Origin of the sequence: Pontibacter chitinilyticus (assembly GCF_039748935.1) — a bacterium.
In the GTDB taxonomy this organism is placed as follows: Bacteria; Bacteroidota; Bacteroidia; order Cytophagales; family Hymenobacteraceae; genus Pontibacter; species Pontibacter chitinilyticus.
In genome coordinates this window covers 69612-86883 of record NZ_JBDIZJ010000017.1, presented here as the reverse complement: position 1 = coordinate 86883, position 17272 = coordinate 69612, and the positions used below count along the sequence as shown (strand labels likewise).

The 17272-nt window shown below is 48.3% G+C and carries 14 protein-coding genes; all 14 read right to left on the bottom strand.

Annotation, left to right across the window (positions count from 1 at the left end; genetic code table 11):
- Window positions 1-158 precede the first annotated feature (158 nt).
- Complete coding sequence (locus ABDW72_RS19215; RefSeq protein ID WP_347160229.1) at window positions 159-3650, bottom strand: hypothetical protein; 3492 nt, start codon at window positions 3648-3650, stop codon at window positions 159-161.
- Window positions 3647-7348: a sensor histidine kinase gene (locus tag ABDW72_RS19210; RefSeq protein WP_347160228.1), complete on the bottom strand. Its 3702-nt coding sequence runs from the start codon at window positions 7346-7348 to the stop codon at window positions 3647-3649. Before ABDW72_RS19210 ends, ABDW72_RS19215 begins: the two co-directional genes overlap by 4 nt.
- A gap of 54 nt (window positions 7349-7402) precedes the next feature.
- Window positions 7403-7816: a DUF983 domain-containing protein gene (locus ABDW72_RS19205; RefSeq protein ID WP_347160227.1), complete on the bottom strand. Its 414-nt coding sequence runs from the start codon at window positions 7814-7816 to the stop codon at window positions 7403-7405.
- A complete protein-coding gene (locus ABDW72_RS19200) occupies window positions 7786-8040 on the bottom strand; it encodes a hypothetical protein (RefSeq protein ID WP_347160226.1) in 255 nt (84 codons plus the stop codon). The genes ABDW72_RS19205 and ABDW72_RS19200 overlap by 31 nt, the downstream gene beginning before the upstream one ends.
- Window positions 8041-8071: 31 nt before the next feature.
- Window positions 8072-8626, bottom strand: coding sequence for a DUF420 domain-containing protein (locus ABDW72_RS19195; RefSeq protein WP_347160225.1), 555 nt, complete (start codon window positions 8624-8626; stop codon window positions 8072-8074).
- Complete coding sequence (locus ABDW72_RS19190; RefSeq protein WP_347160224.1) at window positions 8604-9233, bottom strand: SCO family protein; 630 nt, start codon at window positions 9231-9233, stop codon at window positions 8604-8606. The genes ABDW72_RS19195 and ABDW72_RS19190 overlap by 23 nt, the downstream gene beginning before the upstream one ends.
- A 53-nt stretch (window positions 9234-9286) precedes the next feature.
- Window positions 9287-9634 (bottom strand): cytochrome C oxidase subunit IV family protein, encoded by a 348-nt coding sequence (locus tag ABDW72_RS19185; protein WP_347160223.1) that lies wholly within the window; start codon window positions 9632-9634, stop codon window positions 9287-9289.
- A gap of 85 nt (window positions 9635-9719) precedes the next feature.
- Window positions 9720-10466 carry a cytochrome c oxidase subunit 3 gene (locus ABDW72_RS19180; RefSeq protein ID WP_347160222.1) on the bottom strand — a complete coding sequence of 249 codons (747 nt, stop codon included), beginning with the start codon at window positions 10464-10466 and terminating at the stop codon, window positions 9720-9722.
- Window positions 10467-10488: 22 nt separating this feature from the next.
- Window positions 10489-11079 (bottom strand): cytochrome c oxidase subunit 3, encoded by a 591-nt coding sequence (locus ABDW72_RS19175; RefSeq protein WP_347160221.1) that lies wholly within the window; start codon window positions 11077-11079, stop codon window positions 10489-10491.
- Window positions 11076-11978: a heme o synthase gene (gene cyoE, locus ABDW72_RS19170; RefSeq protein WP_430438168.1), complete on the bottom strand. Its 903-nt coding sequence runs from the start codon at window positions 11976-11978 to the stop codon at window positions 11076-11078. The genes ABDW72_RS19175 and cyoE overlap by 4 nt, the downstream gene beginning before the upstream one ends.
- A complete protein-coding gene (locus ABDW72_RS19165; RefSeq protein WP_347160219.1) occupies window positions 11978-13054 on the bottom strand; it encodes a COX15/CtaA family protein in 1077 nt (358 codons plus the stop codon). Before ABDW72_RS19165 ends, cyoE begins: the two co-directional genes overlap by 1 nt.
- 8 nt (window positions 13055-13062) lie before the next feature.
- Window positions 13063-14889 (bottom strand): cytochrome c oxidase subunit I, encoded by a 1827-nt coding sequence (locus ABDW72_RS19160; RefSeq protein ID WP_347160218.1) that lies wholly within the window; start codon window positions 14887-14889, stop codon window positions 13063-13065.
- A 20-nt stretch (window positions 14890-14909) separates the two neighbouring features.
- The gene (locus ABDW72_RS19155) at window positions 14910-15980 is read right to left on the bottom strand and encodes a cytochrome c oxidase subunit II (protein ID WP_347160217.1); all 1071 of its coding nucleotides are present in this window, start codon (window positions 15978-15980) and stop codon (window positions 14910-14912) included.
- 24 nt (window positions 15981-16004) lie between these two features.
- On the bottom strand, window positions 16005-17258 hold the full coding sequence (locus ABDW72_RS19150; RefSeq protein WP_347160216.1) for a quinol:cytochrome C oxidoreductase: 1254 nt from the start codon (window positions 17256-17258) through the stop codon (window positions 16005-16007).
- Between the last annotated feature and the right edge of the window lie 14 nt (window positions 17259-17272).

Below are 17272 nucleotides of genomic sequence, written 5' to 3'. Positions count from 1 at the left end.
CGCTGCCAAAGACGAGTCCAAGTAAAAACACCCTCAACTTTTAGCCAAAACCAAATAGCCTCCGTTATGCGGGGGCTATTTGGTTTTATACCTATACCTGATCAGGCCGATTATACTTGTGGTAAAGTACTTTCTTATGGCAGGAATACCTGCCGGCTTTAGAACAGCACAGAAACCTGCGTACGCCCCGTATGCACAGCATTTATACCATTGGCTTTGCGCCCATCATAGTTTACCGAAACGTTCAGGCCATTGCTCAGGCGCTGCTGCAGGTTAAACGACCAGGTCATGTTATTGCCAGGGCGCAGCGCATTTAGGATTTCATAGCCTACGTACGTATTCATGTCGCCGTTAAACGTAATATTTACATACCGGATATTCCCTGAGAGCGTGCGTTTGCTCACCTGGCTCAGCTTTGCCTCTAACCCCAGTTCATGAAATGTACCCTGCTGCCGCGCTTCGGAGGCAGTCAGCAGGTCCTGCCGTACCGAGAATTGGTAAGTTCCGGTAAAGCGTAATTTGGTGTTTGGCTGATACGCCAGTTCGGGGGTGAGCTGCTTTGTTTCAATCTTAAAGTTCTTGGAGTTGAGGAAATCAGAGCGATTTTCCCGCACATTCAGTTCAGAAGTCAGCTGCGTACTTAGCACTTCGTTGAGGTTCAGGCGCGCCACTACCGTATGGCTACCCACAATACGGGTTTCGGTACCATTGGCCAGCAGTGACTTCTGCTGGTTCTGCTGCATCGTATACTCCACCCCATAGTTAGGATTGCTGCGGTTAAAGTACACTGTGTTGCGCAACGCCTTGGTCAGCGAGATCAGGAACTCATCCTCAAAATTCTGACTGAAAGGGTTAAAGCGATCCTGTAAATTATTGTCTGTTGTTTTCTTATCGATGCTGGCAAAAGTGAGCACCGAAAAGTGCGAGGCGAACCCTTTTATCCCTTGCTGTGTGTGCCAGTCGTGTGGGGCGCTGGTGGTCAGGCGATACGTAAAGTAGTTGGTATAGGCATTCACATATTCATCTGTCGGAAGGAAGATTTTGATATAGCGCCGCTGGTCTACGGTCTGGGCCTCCAGGTAGTCGTTCAGGTTGTTGGGGTCGCCGCCGTCGCGCAGGTAATGCGTACCCTGCCCCGGCAGTGTCTCTCTAAAAATAATGATCTTCTTCAGCTCTCGCCCGGTGCCAACGGCATAGCTCAGCTCCGACCGCAACACACCCTTCAGAAAACCGGCACTCCAGTCCACCCGCGATTGGATGGTTTCTTCCAGTTTACCATTAGCCAACTTCAGTTTCCGGTAGGTGCCCTGCAGCGACAGCCTGTTTTCAGGGCTCAAAGCTTTTTCCAGTACGGCATTATACGTCTGCCCTACCTCTGGCAATCCGATGCGCCCGTCTGCGGTCGGATGCCAGTCTGTGCGGTAGCTGTAGTCTAGCCGGAAGTGTGTACGGGCTGTGTCGCTGCTTTCTACATACAGCAGGTGCTCCTCAAAATACTGCGCCGAACCGACCACTGAATCAGCCCCTAACGCCTTTATCTTATTTTTATCAAACCGGTATAAGTAGCCAGGCACAAGTTTTCTGAAGTTATACCTTGCCCCCATTTCGCCGCGGTACCACGTAGACTGCCGAGTTGCCTGCTGACTGTTGAGCATAAAAAAATGGTTTTGCAGCTGCAGGTGGCCCAGCTGCTTCAGCAGGTCTACATAATGCTGCACCCCATCTACCTGATCTGCGCGGTAGCGGCGGCTAATGCGGTAATTAAACAGGTTTAGCGCGTCCTGGGCTGCCCCAACCGAAAAGTTAAGGATGTGGTCATCGGCTTGTGTTTCCGTTCCTGTCAAACTCCAGTCGCGGTCAAACTCGACGGGGCGATACCGGTCGATGGGCGTGAAATACTTGTCCGTATACTCATAGTTCAACACGCTGTTCAGGCGGTACGTCTTCAGAAAAGGTACTAATTGATCCTGCACCGTATAGCCAACCCGCAGCGCCTTGCCATTATCGTCCTGTGCATCCAGCTCCGAGAAGCGGTTGACATCGTATTGCGAGCTTGCCCCTTCCATAAAAACCTGTATGCCTTTTCGCACTTCATAGATGGCGCCCAGGTTCAGCATCTGCTTCTTTTTGGGCGTTGGAAGTACCCGCACCGGTGCATAGTTTCCCTGCGGTACCCCATTTACCGGCGCCACCCACAAGTATACCCGACCATTCACCGCACTACCCGAAGCTACATAATCACCCCGCCCCTGCCCCACTTCCGAAAAGCGCACATTGTAAAATGCTGAATCAGGGCTGGTAGAGTATACATAAATGTTGGCTATACTTTGCCCGTTGTTATAGCTGGTGTCACGGCGTGCATAGAGCACCTGGTCCGCGGCGAAATCTACGCGCGTAGCCCCGGAAGCAACCGCCAGTTGCAAGCTATCGCCTATACTTGCCAGCATGCTTTTTTCCTCGTTCGTCAGGTCCAGGTTCAGCAGGCTGTTCGGGTTATCAGATTCATTATAGTAGTTGCCATACACGTTCAGTTTGCCCAGTTGCTGGTAGTGGCTCAGGTGGTAAATGCCGCGGCTATAGTTCTGGTCTGAATACTCAAAGTCTACCTTGATGCGGGTATTTTTTGTGATTACATGGCGTGTGGTAAAGGTAATCTCAGCCTGGTTATAATCGATCACATAATCATAGTCGTAGCCGCGCTGCTGCAACACGCCATCTATAAACACCCGCTCTGAGTTGGCTAGCACAATAATAAAACGCTCGTTATTCGGCCCCGTCAGGCGGTAAGGTCCTAAAACGCCTTCCTGTGTTGTGAGTGCCTGCGAGGCAAACTTGCCTTTTGATATGGATGCTGCCACCGACGTAATGCCCTGCTGATCCGGCGCTTTGCCGTTCTTAAACTCAAACGCTGCGCCCTGCACGTTTTTGTAGTATTTCATAAAATAGTTTGGGCGGTTCTGCAGCACCACATCGCCGGCCGTGAGTTGCCAGAGCCGGTGCTTGAGCGTAATGTATACTTTGTCAAATTCCTGCAACTGCTGTGTATTGCCCTCCGGCTGAAACGGGATGTTCTGATCGGTAATGGCAGCGGTGATACTGATATCATCCGTTAGTTTGCCGTCGAGTTGCAGGTTAAGGGCCGAGTTGACGAACACGTTCTGCGTATTGCCAAATGAGATGCCACGCGAAATACTGCCCGTTTTGTTCAGCCCCGGCGTCCGGAAGATCTCTTCTTTGGTAGCAAAATCTTCCTGGTAAAAATTCTTCTGAAAGGAAGTCATCTCCAGCTTGGCGACATCGCGCTTAAAAGCCGGCTTGGTAAGGTTAAGGGGCAGCACGCGGTAGCATACCAGCACGGAATCGGGCAGCGGCATTTTTGTACCTGTCGAGTCAATGGCGATGGAGTCCGGAGCGGGAAAGCGCGTCAGCCGGAACTCGTTGGAAGTATAGTTGTAGTCGAAGGCAAACTGGGCGGCATGCGGGTGGGTGAAGGTAACTGTTTCGGGCAACAGCGTAAGCGAGTCCAGCACCTGCGGCTCTGTTGCAACGCGCAGCCACCGGCAGCGTTGGTTACTCAGCGACTGCTGCGCCACTAAGGGCAAACTAAGCCAGAGCAGCAGTCCTAATAGGTAAAGCCCTCGGGTGCTCATACGTCAGCCCGCGGCAAGGCAATGTAAAAGGTGGTACCCTTCTCCTCTTCCGTCTCAAACCAGATACGGCCACCAGCACTCTCAATTCCTTTCTTTGCTACTGCCAGGCCAATACCGGAGCCTGTATACTTGGTGCTAAAGTTCGGGATAAATACTTTACTGCGGATATCTTCCGGTATGCCGCTGCCATTGTCGCTGATAGAAATGTAAACTTCCTCTTCTTTTACCTGCAGCGCCACTTTCAGGTGCGGCTTGCGGCTGGCGGGTACCGCCTGAATGGCATTCAGCAACAGGTTGTTAAAGGTGCGTACCAACAGGCTCTCATCGGCCAGCACCAGCACCGCTTCGGTCGGTATGGCCGTGGTCAGTACGGCAGTGGCCGGGTCGTTGTGCAGGTCAGCGGCCTTCTGCAGCGCCATAGCCACATCCATTAGCTCCGACTTCGGTTCCGGCATGGAGGTGAAGCTGGAAAACGAAGTCGCAATGTCGCTCAGGATATTGATCTGCGTAATCAAAGTATGTGAGATCTTTTCGATCAGCTGCTCCGTGTTCGGCTTCTTCTCGGCGATAGCCTTCTGCAGGTACTGCAGGGAGAGCTTCATGGGCGTGAGCGGGTTTTTAATCTCGTGCGCCACCTGCCGGGCCATCTCGCGCCAGGCAGCTTCCTTTTCCTGCATCGCCAGGTCCACTTTGTTTTGCTCCAGCGTGAGCAGCATCCGGTTATACTCGCTCACCAGCATCCCAATCTCATCGGCCCCTTTGTAAGCCAGCATCTCGTTTTTGCCAGTGAGCGATGTGCGCTTTAGTTTATCAGCCAGCAGGCGCAGCGGCACGGTGAGGGCACGGGATGCGAAGAAGGTTAGGACCATAAAAACGATGAACATAACGGAGAAAATATTCATCGTTGTAGTAATGAGTTCGATCAGCTTCAAGTCCAGCTGCTTTTCAGAATCAAAGAAAGGGATGCCGATAAAGCCTTGCAACTCTCCAGGGTGCAGCTGCGAGCGCAGCGGCAGGTACACAGCATTAAAAGTCAGGTTGCCTGTGCGCTCCTCCAGCAATACCCGCAGCGCCTGCCGCTCCGAAATGGCCGCAAACGCCTCCGGGTTCACCAGCTTCGACAGCAGCCCGGCCTCAAAAATAAGGGGCTGGCTTGTAACGAGCAGCCGGCCATAGCGGTCGTAAAGGTTCACGTCCGTTTCGGAAATGGAGGCTACTTCCTCTATCTTTTGCTGCAAATCTTTCTTCTGCTGCAACAGCCGTTCATCTACCAACTTGCTGAGGTTCTCTTGTATGGCTTCGCCCCGTTGCTCATACGTGGTCATCAGATCCTTTTTATAAGACGCCGTTACCAGACCTGCCGTAGTAATGCTGACCAGCAGCAGGGGCAGCAGAATGCCAAAGTTGAGAAATATCTGAATTTTGGTGCTAAAATTTGGGCTAAACTCCCGGAAGCGCTGCCGTTGCAACAGCAAGTATAAAAACCCGCTAATCAGCATGCCAGCAATAAACACCAGAAACAGGAAAGAGAAGTTCGACAGCACTTCGCGGGCGCCATACTTCTCCGTTGTGATCACCAAAGTTTGACCTCCTTCGCCTTTTACGCCCAGGTGGTGGTAATTGCCCTGACCAGTGCCTTGGGTATAAAGCTCCATATGGCCCAGTAGCTTCCGGTTGAAGTTCGTAGCGTAGTCATACTCGCCCTCATTGTAGCGCAGCTTGTTGCCACTATAAATGGCGTAGCTCAGCATGTCCATCCGGAAAGGCTGGTTGTTTTTCTGATCGACCAGCAGTTCCGGCACCACGCTGTTCGGAAGCAGCTTTTTAAGCGTGAGTTGCAGCACAATGGTGCCTTTCTGGAAATGGCTGATCGGAACCTCGATTAGCTTCAGGTAAGTACGGGCATTATAGCGGGTAGGGTCTTTTATCAGGAACAGGTTGTGCCGTTCGGTACGCGTTTGGGGCGTATCATACTGCAGGCGCAGTTCCTGCAGGGTAGTGGCCGTGGTATCAGCACTTTCAAGGGTGCGGCCCTGGCTGTCGAAAAGCAGCACATTTGCCTCATACTTATCGAAATAGTCGCGCAAGTACTGCTTGGCTATTTTCCGTTTGATAAAGTTGGCATCCACATACGGGCCCATCATCTTCATCTGGATCACGGCATCGTTGGCAATGCTGTCCGCTACGGTTTCCAGCAGGTATTCGCCCAGTACATCATTATCTTTGAGCAGCTTATAAGCAAAGTCCTGCTTATACATTTTCAGCTCATTCTGATAATGGTTATAAAGCGCGAAAGCTCCGGTCCAGGCGCTGGTGATCACCACCAGGAAGAAGAACAGGTAAGTGCGATAAGGAGAGTTGATAGCCTGCCGGTGGCGGGCCGACAGCATGATGAGGAACCAGAAGATGGTACCAAGTAGCAGCACAAACAACAGCTGCGATTCGTAATAGGTTGTCAGCAGCCCCAGCACCACCACGATTATCGCCAGCAGCTGGTAAGGCCACACGTTCGGTTCGCGCTGTAGCAGCACCGACACGACGGTGGCTAGCATAAAGGTAAACATGCTTAGCGAAATAGTGTGCAGCAGCATGATACCATAGATGATGACTTTATACTTGGTGAAGCTCAGCGACTGGCTGATATCCAGCACCAGCGGTGAGTTGTGGTATACGCCATAGTAAAAGCGGTAGAGCACCAGCAGCAGCAGGTAAAAAGCCAGTATACAGGCTACCTGCAGCCATCGGCTCTGCTTTTGAGGCAACAGCTTCAGGTAAGTCAAGGCTTTGTTCTTACGGAACAAGTATAAACCGCTTCCAGCGATAGTGGTCAGCAGCAGCATGTTCAGCGCCAGATCGCCGATGGACGGCGACCAGAATGATGCGGCGTACAGCTTCGGATCAAAAAGCGTGGTTTCGGCAATAGAGAAAGGGAGATCGAACACCAGCAGCACTACACGCAACCCGAACAGCAACAACAGCAGCACCCCAGTACCTTTGTTATACAGGTGTCGTTGAACCAACCGGCGACACAGCGCGATGCTAAACAGTACAAACAGCAGGGTACCTAACGTAAGCAACACCAGCTGAATGAAGTTGGTACCGCCATGGTTTTTACCGGATTTAAAATCTACCGCAAACAAAAAGATATTTTGCCTGGTATGCACCTGCGGCAAATGCGCCTGCGGGTCCATTACCAGGCGAACGTCCGTTTTGTGAAAGATATAAGAATCCAGCGTAGGCGAAAGATAGCTGTTGTGGATGCTGTAGCTTACCTGTAGCGGAATGTATACATAGATAGTGTAATAGGGCGTCTGGTGCGGGACGATGATAAAAATGCCGTATTCACTACTTACCACGCCGGGGTGCGGCGAGGTAGTGGCTGGGTCTAGCTCCGGCACAATTGTATGATTTGACCAGAAAATAAGGCGGCTGCCTTTGTAAATAAAGGTAGGGTAACGCGTTTGTTGCAGCAGCTCGGAAAAAGAAATGGTGTGTTCTTTTAGCTGTTGGCCAATTGATTCGGCTTCGACATGTGCCTGGTCGATGCAATGCTGCACCCGCTGAGTAATGGGCGCTAACTGAGCACTCTCATCGGCATAGCGCTGGCTGGCAAAAAGATTGAAATGCAATGCTGCTGTTGCCATAAAGCACAGGAGCGAAGCCAGCAAAAGCACAACAGGAGTTATCTTCCGATTCAAAGCAGCTATATTTATCTACGAATTTAAGCAAAACGTAAGATAACCACCAGCGATTCATCGGTTGCTGTAGGCCGGGTTATACTTAATCCCACCAAAAAAATACAACATAAAGATGCGGGCGTAGCGGAACAGCACAGGGGTGGACACAATAATAAGGGTGGCGACCACTGCCAGGTACACCCACATGGGCGGGTCGTTTGCCAGGTAATAGAGCAAAACACCGGCCATTAATATAATGCTGACAGAAAAACCATAGCTAATGTACATGGCGCCCCAGAAAAAGCCGAGTTCCACTTCGTAATGGAGGCCGCATACAGGACACTCCGTGTACATGCTATCAAACTTGCGCAGGTTAAGCGCAGAATGTGTAAATACCTCTCCCTGCCGGCAGCGCGGGCATTTACAGGCAAGTATGGCCTCTGCTAAAGAGGGGTTGCTCACCCCTTTTTGCGGGTGTTCTTGTACCATAAGAAGCCAACGGTGCCAATTAGTAGGTAAGGCACCACCATCAGGTACAGAATACCAGTATTCAGGCCTGTACCTACCTTGTTATCAGAATCTTCGTGGCCTTTGCCGGCGTTAGACTCAACAGTAGCCTGGCACATGGCACACTGGCTGTAGGCGCTTGTTGACGAAAAAGCCAGCACCAGCACAGTAGCCACAACAAAAACAATTTTATTAAACAGCTTCATATTACTTTAACAGTTAAGTAAGCATGCAAGTTCATGCATAATAAGGTGAGATCAGCAGGTACACCAGCACCCCTGTTACTGCCACATACAACCACACCGGAAACGTCCAGCGGGAAATGCGCCGATGCCGCGTCAGTTGATCTGTAATTCCGAAGTATACCGACAGCAGCACCAGCGGAACAATAATGACCGCCAGCACAATATGGGTGAGCAGGATGAAATAGTAAATGTATTTTAATACACCCTCGCCGCCATAGATCGTGCGTTCCCCAAAGTAGTGATAGACGACATAGGACACCAGGAAAATGGAAGACAATCCAAAGGCGACCAACATGGAGGCCCTATGTACTTTTACTTTCCCTTTTTTGATGTTAACATACCCAACTACCAGTGCAATGGCAGTGAGAAAATTAAGGAAAGCATAGAAAGGGGGCAGAAATGAAACATCCACCTTTCCTGCGCCTGCTTTGGGCACAAAAAAGAGTAAAGCTACTACTATGGGTATAGCCACCGAAAGTACGGCAATGAGGGCCAGAAACCTGCGATCTTTGGCAGGTGTCAGGTTATTTGCTTTTACTGTATTCATCTAGCAATACGTTAATTTCCATGATAAGCCTGTCGATCTCTGTGGACTTAGTACCGTTGTAAATACCGCGCACACGGTGCGCTTTGTCCACCAGCAGTACGCGGTTTGTTTGGATCAGGTCCTGCACGTCCTTTCCGCGGGGAGCCGGTAAATCAAAGCCTATACTTGCCAATTGATAAATTTCTGCTTTCGGGCCTCTGAGAAAATGCCACTGCGCCGGATCTGCATGATATTCGGTAGCGTACTGCTGCAGTGCGGCAACAGAGTCTTGCTCGGGTTTAACAGTGATAGAGGCGATCTTTACAGTTGGGTTGTTCTGGAAAGCTTCCTGAACACGTGTTAACTGCGAGGCAATTTGCCGGCAATTCACGGGGCAGGAAGTATAGAAGAAATTTACCACATACATCCCATTTGCTGCTAAACTCTCCTGCGACACGGTTTTCCCGGACTGATCTGTAAAGCGGAAGTCGGGTATCTGCTTAAAGATAGTATCTCCTTTGGCATTCTTCACGACCTCTCCTGTTTTTGCCCGTTCAGGCAAATAGGTGGGAAGGGTAAAATGCTGTACGCCAAAAATAACGACAAAGGCAAAAATAAGAAGAGGCACTAATATTAGGATTCCTAGTATTAGTGCCTTTAAGTTCTTCATTGCAGGTTTTGCTAGTGGAAGTAATTCGTAACGGACTCGAAGTAGTAGCTACCTTCCGAGATCAGGGCCACCATCAGCCACACAATCAAGGCCATCGGTATAAGAATCGTCCAGATTAAAGCTTTAGTTTCATGCTTCAGGTGCATGAATTCTCCTACTATATAAAACGCTTTGAGCACTGTCAGCACGATGAAAATTGCATTTCGCAGGGTGCTGGCATCCATGGTAAAAGCAATAAGGAATTCCAGCGCAGTGATTGCTACCAGTATAATAAAGGTTCGCCAGATAGCTTTAGTCTGTGCCTTCGGAACCTCTCCGTTGTGCTCAAAATCGTGGGCGTGGTCAGTATGCATTGCCATATGTTTGCTAGTTCTTTTGTTTCCTACTGTTACTTATCCTTAGTATTGTTTACGTAACAAAGCAGGATGGTTTTATATGCTTTGATTAAATCAGGTAGAAGAAGGTGAACACAAACACCCAAACAAGGTCTACAAAGTGCCAGTAAAGCCCTACTTTTTCTACCATTTCATAGTGGCCACGTTTCTGGTATACACCATTAACCGTGTTGAAAAAGATCATGATCAACAGAATAACACCGGAGAAAACGTGGGTGCCGTGGAAACCTGTGATAAAGAAGAACAGGTCGGCAAACAAGGGCGGGCCATACTGGTTCATCGTCAGGTTAGCGCCATGGAACACGATGCCATTCGCTAACGTCATTCCTTCTTCTGTTCCTTCAATAAAGTGTGTCCACTCAATAGCCTGGCAAGCTAAAAAAGTACTACCAAACAGGATTGTCCACAACAACCATTTCTGCACATCATTTTTATCCATACGGTGTCCTGCTTCCACTGCCAGCACCATTGTTACGGAGCTAAGAATGAGGATCATGGTCATTAATGCCACGAAAGCCAGCGGCAGATCTACGCCATGAAAACCAGGGAAAGCATTGAATACCTTCTCCGGAATGGGCCACCATTTAGTAGAAAAAGAAAAGGCCTCGGGTGATCCGGTATAAGGCAGGTGCTTATGACGGGACAGACCATAAACAATCAGGAAAGAACCAAATGTAAATGCATCAGACAGCAGGAAGAACCACATCATGAGTTTTCCATAGCTCGCTTTGAATGGCTCATTGCCGCCATCCCATGTACCTGTATTTGGGGCTTCCAGCGTAGTTGAAGTAGACATAGTTTGTGTATTGAAAACGTGTTTAGTGATTCACAAGTAAGAAGAAGTACAAATATAGCCAAAGTCCTCCTAAAAAGTGCCAATATATAGTACATAACTGTATACGCAGCATATTTTTTGAATGTACTCTATAGCGCAGGCTTGCAGACAAAGTAAGCAGCAGAAAAATTAACCCGGTGATGATGTGAAATCCATGCACGCCGGTAAGCACATAGATAAAAGAGCCGGCTGGATTACTACCATCTCCACCAAAGTATACATTATTCTGCACCAGTACTGCCCAGGCATTCCACTGCCCGATCAGGAAAACTATACCTAGAGCAAGGGTCAGCAGCAACATTGTTTTTAGCGTAGCGAGGTTGTTTTTCTTGGCCGAAAAATAAGCCCACTGCATGGTAATACTGCTTAGTACGATAACAACTGTATTTAGAACAAGAATTCGGGGAAGTTCAAAATCAAGCCAGTTCCCTTCTTCCCGGCGTACGATGTAGGCGCTGGTAAAGGCCGCAAACATCATCACTATACTTATAATAATCAACCACAGGGAAAACTTTAGCGGATGCAACCCTGATGCGTCGTTATCATGCTCATCAATTCTGGCAACCATACTCATATATTTATTTTATCTAAAACGAAGGCTATCTGCACAATAGGCAGGTATAAAAATGAACCGAACATAATGGTCATAGCAGCTTTTTTGGAGCAGGTACGCATCAGGTAAAAGGTTTGCGCCAGAAAAAGTACGCCACAAACAACTGCTATAAGGGCCGATGTGGAGCCTGTCATTCCAAACTGCAGGGGCAGCAGGCTCAAAGGAATCAGCAACAAAGTGTAAATCATTATCTGAATGGCAGTTTTCAGGTTCTTTCCTCCTGCCATGGGCAGCATCTTAAAGCCAGCCTTTTTGTAATCATCATCCAGCACCCAGGCGATGGCCCAGAAGTGCGGGAACTGCCAGATAAACTGAATACCAAACAAGATCCAAGCCTCAACGCCTATAATGCCACTAGCAGCCACCCAGCCGATAAGCGGCGGCATACCACCCGGTATGGCTCCTACAAACACACAAATGGGATTAACACGCTTTAAAGGCGTATACACAAATCCGTACAGAATAAGAGACAACAGGGAAAGCGCTGCGGTAAGTACATTGAAACACAAAGCCAGTATAGCCAGGCCACTTATGCCCAGCAGCACACAATAGATGATGGCTTCTTTTACCGACACCTGGTGCGCCGGAAGCGGCCGTTTAGCGGTGCGTTTCATCAGTTTGTCCAGGTCACGCTCCAGCACTTGGTTGATGATGTTAGCGGAGCCTGTTACCAGCAGTCCACCCAGCATTACCAGAAAAATGTTCAGGTAACTGGCATTCTGCTGACCTAACAAATACCCGATGGCACTGGAAAAAGCAACTACTAAGCTTAACCTGAACTTCAGAAGTTTAAAGTATGCTGCTGCTTTTTGTGCCATAAAACTTAATGGCAGTAGCGATTCTGATTGCTGCGTTAACATTAATTAGGAATAACTACTGACTTCTTTATTGCCCGTTGAGAGGCATAATGATGTATAACTAACAATTGAAACTGCACGCCGAATAAAAGGGCGGCCACCGTTAAATGAATAGGCTGCAAGACAGGCGGAATAGCAAAATAAGCCATGATAATGCCTGCAACAATTTCGATCCCTACCAGCACCAGCATCAGCGTTGCTAATTGCGCCATCCGTCTGTCCTTTAGCTGGTAGATCATATAGGCCAGGTATACATGCAGCCCAAGCACAAGTATAGAAGTAGACCGGTGGATATAAAATTTAACACCTAACTGATCTACCCACAGATCACGGTTAATGCCATTCATCATAAAGCCAACCAGATCAACCTGTTCCCGCACCTGCGTCCCTAGCAGGATCTGCCCGAACGTAATAACCGCTACCAGCCAGAGCAAGCGCTGTACTTTAGGTGAATAGCTGAATGACTGCCGGAACTCCTCTTTCGCAGACCGTGCCACTGCATACTGCAACATGGCGACAATGAACAAGGCCAGTGCCATGTGAATGGTGATGGTAACTGGCAGCAGATTAGTGGAAACTACAATGGAGCCTAACCAACCCTGCAGCCCCACCAGCACAAAGCTTGTTAAGGCGAGATAAAAAATGGTGCTGTCGCGCCTCAGGAATGGAAACGCATAAATAACCGTCAGGAAAATCAGAATGCCGATCGCTACTCCTACCAACCTGTTTACATACTCAATCCAGGTTTTGGTTGCGTTAAACTCCGTTTCCAGAAACTGATTCGGGTGAGAGAATATAGTGGCCGATAAATCATCGAAGCCAAACTTGCTCAGGTAAGTTGCCAGCTTCTGGTTCTTTTCAACGCGTTTTTGCTTGTAAAGATCCAGGTAATTAGCCGGCAACTGACTAACATCAGTCGGAGGAACCCAACTGCCAAAGCACTTGGGCCAGTCTGGACATCCCATTCCGGATCCGGTGCTCCGCACGATTCCTCCGACTAATATCAGAAAGTAAACAGCAATAACTGTCAGTACTCCAATATTTCTAAATCTTTTAACCTGAAAAGATTTATTAGCCATTTGCTAGCTTATTCAAAGTCTTTCTCCTGTGGCAGGTTTGATGACTGCGTCTGGGAGAATGGTACTGTTTGTGGAATATAATCTTCAGGAGCTCCTGGTTTGCTATAGTCGTATGGCCAACGGTATACTACCGGAAGCGCACCTGGCCAGTTGCCATGGCCTGGCAGTACAGGCGTAGTCCACTCCAGTGTGTTGGAATGCCATGGGTTCTCAGTCGCTCTTCTGCCTCTCAGAATGCTATAGATAAAGTTGAACAGGAAGATAAACTGTGCTGAAAAACCTAGTATAGCCGCCATGCTAATAAAGGAGTTCAGGTCTGTGAACGTATTGAACGACTCAAATCCTGTCCAGGCATAGTATCTTCTTGGGAAACCGGCAATACCGATGTAGTGCATTGGCATAAACACCAGGTATACTGCTGTAAATGTCAACCAGAAGTGTACGTAGCCAAGCTTCTCATCCATCATTCTGCCAAACATCTTCGGGAACCAGTGGTACACACCAGCAAACATACCGAAGAAAGCAGCTGCACCCATTACCAGGTGAAAGTGTGCTACTACGAAATACGTATCGTGTAGCTGTATATCCAGAGCAGAGTTACCAAGTATAATACCTGTCAAACCACCTGAGATGAACAGGGATACAAAACCGATTGCAAACATCATAGCAGCTGTAAAGCGGATGTTACCCCGCCATAGCGTCGCGATGTAGTTAAACACCTTTACCGCCGAAGGCACTGCAATAATCAGCGTCAGGAACATGAACACTGAGCCCAGGAACGGGTTCATACCTGTTACGAACATGTGGTGCGCCCATACAACGAACGACAGTACAGCAATACCAAACAGGGAGCCGATCATGGCGCGATAGCCGAAGATTGGCTTACGGGAGTTGGTAGAGATCACTTCAGACACTATACCGAAAGCCGGCATGATTACGATGTATACCTCCGGGTGACCCAGGAACCAGAACAAGTGCTGGAACAGGATAGGTGTACCACCGGAGTGCGCCAGCGCCTCTCCTGCAATGTAAATATCAGACAGGAAGAAGCTAGTACCGAAGCTACGATCAAAGATCAGCAGCAACGCGGCAGAGAACAGCACCGGGAAAGCAAGCAGACCTAGTACAGCCGTCAGGAAAAAGGCCCAGATCGTCAGCGGAAGCTTCGTCATAGACATTCCTTTTGTGCGCAGGTTAATGATAGTGGTGATATAGTTAACGCCACCCAGCAACTGCGATACAATGAAGAGTGCCATACTTACCAACCACAGCGTCATACCTGTGCCGGAGCCTTGTATGGCTTGTGGCAAGGCACTTAGTGGCGGGTAAATTGTCCACCCACCTGCAGCTGGTCCTGTTTCCAGGAAAATAGATGTGAACATGATGATGCTGGAAAGAAAGAAGATCCAGAAAGATAACATGTTCATGAAGCCCGATGCCATATCGCGGGCACCTACCTGCAGTGGAATCAGGAAATTACTGAATGTTCCGCTCAGACCTGCTGTCAATACAAAGAATACCATGATGGTACCATGCATGGTCACCATTGCCAGGTAAAACTCCGGATTAATTTTTCCGTTTTCTACCCAACCTCCCAGAATTGGCTCCAGGAAGGTGTAAGTAGCCGCTGGCCAGCCCAGTTGCATACGGAACAGGATGGAGAGAAAACCACCTATAAAAGCCCACATGATACCCATGAAAAGGAATTGCTTTGCAATAACTTTATGGTCCTGGCTAAAGATGTATTTCTCAAAAAAATTCTGGTGGTGGTGCTCATCATGCTCCTCATGTGCATGATGTACATCCTGATCGATTGTAATATCGGTACTAGACATTTTTTATTGGATTTAAAATGCTACAACGCTGTTTTTACTTCTTCTGCATTACCTCCAGAACTTTTCTCCAAAGTTAATGGCTGCTGCGCACCCTTGGTGAACTTGGCCAGTAAGTCGGGGTTCTGCTCTACAAATGGCTTTTGCTCAGCCTTCCATTTCGCATAATCTTCCGGCTCATCCACTACTACCACAAACCGCATGGCAAAGTGACCACGGCCACATACTTCAGCACAAGCCAGCTCATACTTGAAATCCGGGTTGCCGGTCTCGTTCTGCATTTCGGCAGTAGTTTTGGTTGGTACAAACCAGAACTTGGTTGGCATACCCGGCACAGCATCCATCTTTAAACGGAACTGCGGCATATATACGCTATGGATAACATCTCTTGATCTGATCTTCAGCAGAACGGGCTTTCCTTTTGGCACATGCAGCTCCATGGCTGTAAAGTCATCCTGCGCATTTTTATCGCTGAAGTCAATACCAAACTCATTCACCGCATCAATCAGTTTATAGTTGGCCACTCCCAATTCGCCATCAGCTCCGGGGTAGCGCACCATCCAGTTAAACTGTTTACCCATTACCTCTATTACTTCAGAATCTTCAGGAGAAGCGCTTGTGATCTTCGTCCAAGTTTTCCAGCCGCCAAACACGAGCAGTGCCATCACAACCGCCGGAATCATTGTCCATACTATCTCCAGTTTATTGTTGTGCGGGTAGTAATAAGCTCTTCTGTCGTCGCGGTGCTTGTAGCGGTAAGAGTAGTAAAAAAGGAGGATCTGTGTTATCACGAACACTACTCCGATAATGATCATGGTTGTCCAGAACAAACTATCTGTCCACTCGCCATGCACAGAGGCAATCGGCTGGTTCATGTCGCCCCAGTACGCATTGAAAGACCAGGCAAAAGCAATACCTCCAATAATCAGGAAGAGCAGCAGCATGGTGCCATTGACACGATTGCTCGTTTTAGTGGTTCCTGCCGGCCGTTCTGATGATCCCCTGAAAATGGAGGCTAACGTACCAATCCTAAACAGGAGGAACAGGATAATCAGTAATAAAACAATGGATAAACCTATCGCGAACGTAATCATTTATATAACGTTTTAGTATGATCTCTAAACATGGTGGTGCACACTCTCCTCCAGGAAGGGGTGGTTAACAGGCACAAGTGCTGCTTTCGTCAAACCTCTGGTAAATGTGAGCAGAAATACTCCCAGGAACATCAAAGCAGCTCCTATTTCTATAAAGCCTACTCCAGCTCCTTCGTGCAGCGTGCCGGGCATCATCATCAGGTAAAAATCGAACCAGTGTCCTACAAGTATGGCTATTGTTACGATCTTCAGCATGATCATTTGGCGCTTTGCATCTCTTGTCATTAGAACAAGGAAAGGGAAAACAAAGTTTATAAATAGATTCATAAAGAAGATCCATCTGTAGTGTCCATGATTTCCTCCCAAACGATCTATAAAGTAGATGGCTTCTTCCGGTATGTTGGCATACCAGTATAGCAGGAATTGTGCAAACCAGATGTAAGTCCAGAAAATAGAGAAGGCGAAAACAAATTTGCCTAAATCGTGCAGGTGGTTAGCATTTACCATTTTCAGATAGCCGTGCTGCTTGAGGAAGATAACGGCTAGTGTAGTAGCGGCAAGGCCTGATACAAACCAGCTGGAGAATACGTACCAGCCAAACATAGTGGAAAACCAGTGTGTGTCGATGGACATGACCCAATCCCATGCTGACATGGAAGACGAGATACCATAGATTACCAGGAAGCCGGCTGAAAGCACGATGTTCTTGTTATAATAAGTTGTGCCGCCATTCAGGTCTTCATCAATAGAGTTTTTTCGCAGCAAGCGCGAGAAGAGTATCCATAAGCCGATGTAGATCACCATTCGGATCAGGTAAAACGGCAGGTTTAGAAATCCTTGCTTGCCTGCAATTATTGGATCATAAAGCGGATTGCCAACTTCATACAACTCTTCGTGCGACCAATGAAAAATGTAGTGGCGGCCAAAGATAAACACCAGCAGCATCACAATACCTCCGATAGGAAGGTAATAAGCTAATGCTTCAGGAATACGCTTTACTAACACATACCAGCCGCCATAGGCTACATAATGCACCGCAACGATAAACACGCCGGTTACTGCTATACCTGTAAAGTATACATTGTTGAGCCAAAGGTTCATGAACAGGCGCTGCACCCATGTTACGGGATGCTCTTCACCATGACCTTCTCCATGGCCTGCATCTCCGGTCAGGGCCATAAATATTATTCCTGCTATAAGCATTACCACACCTATAGCTATCATCAGGAAAAACCTATTATTCGTTTTTCTAGAAATGATGAGTCTTTCTTCTGTCATTATCCTTATATCTT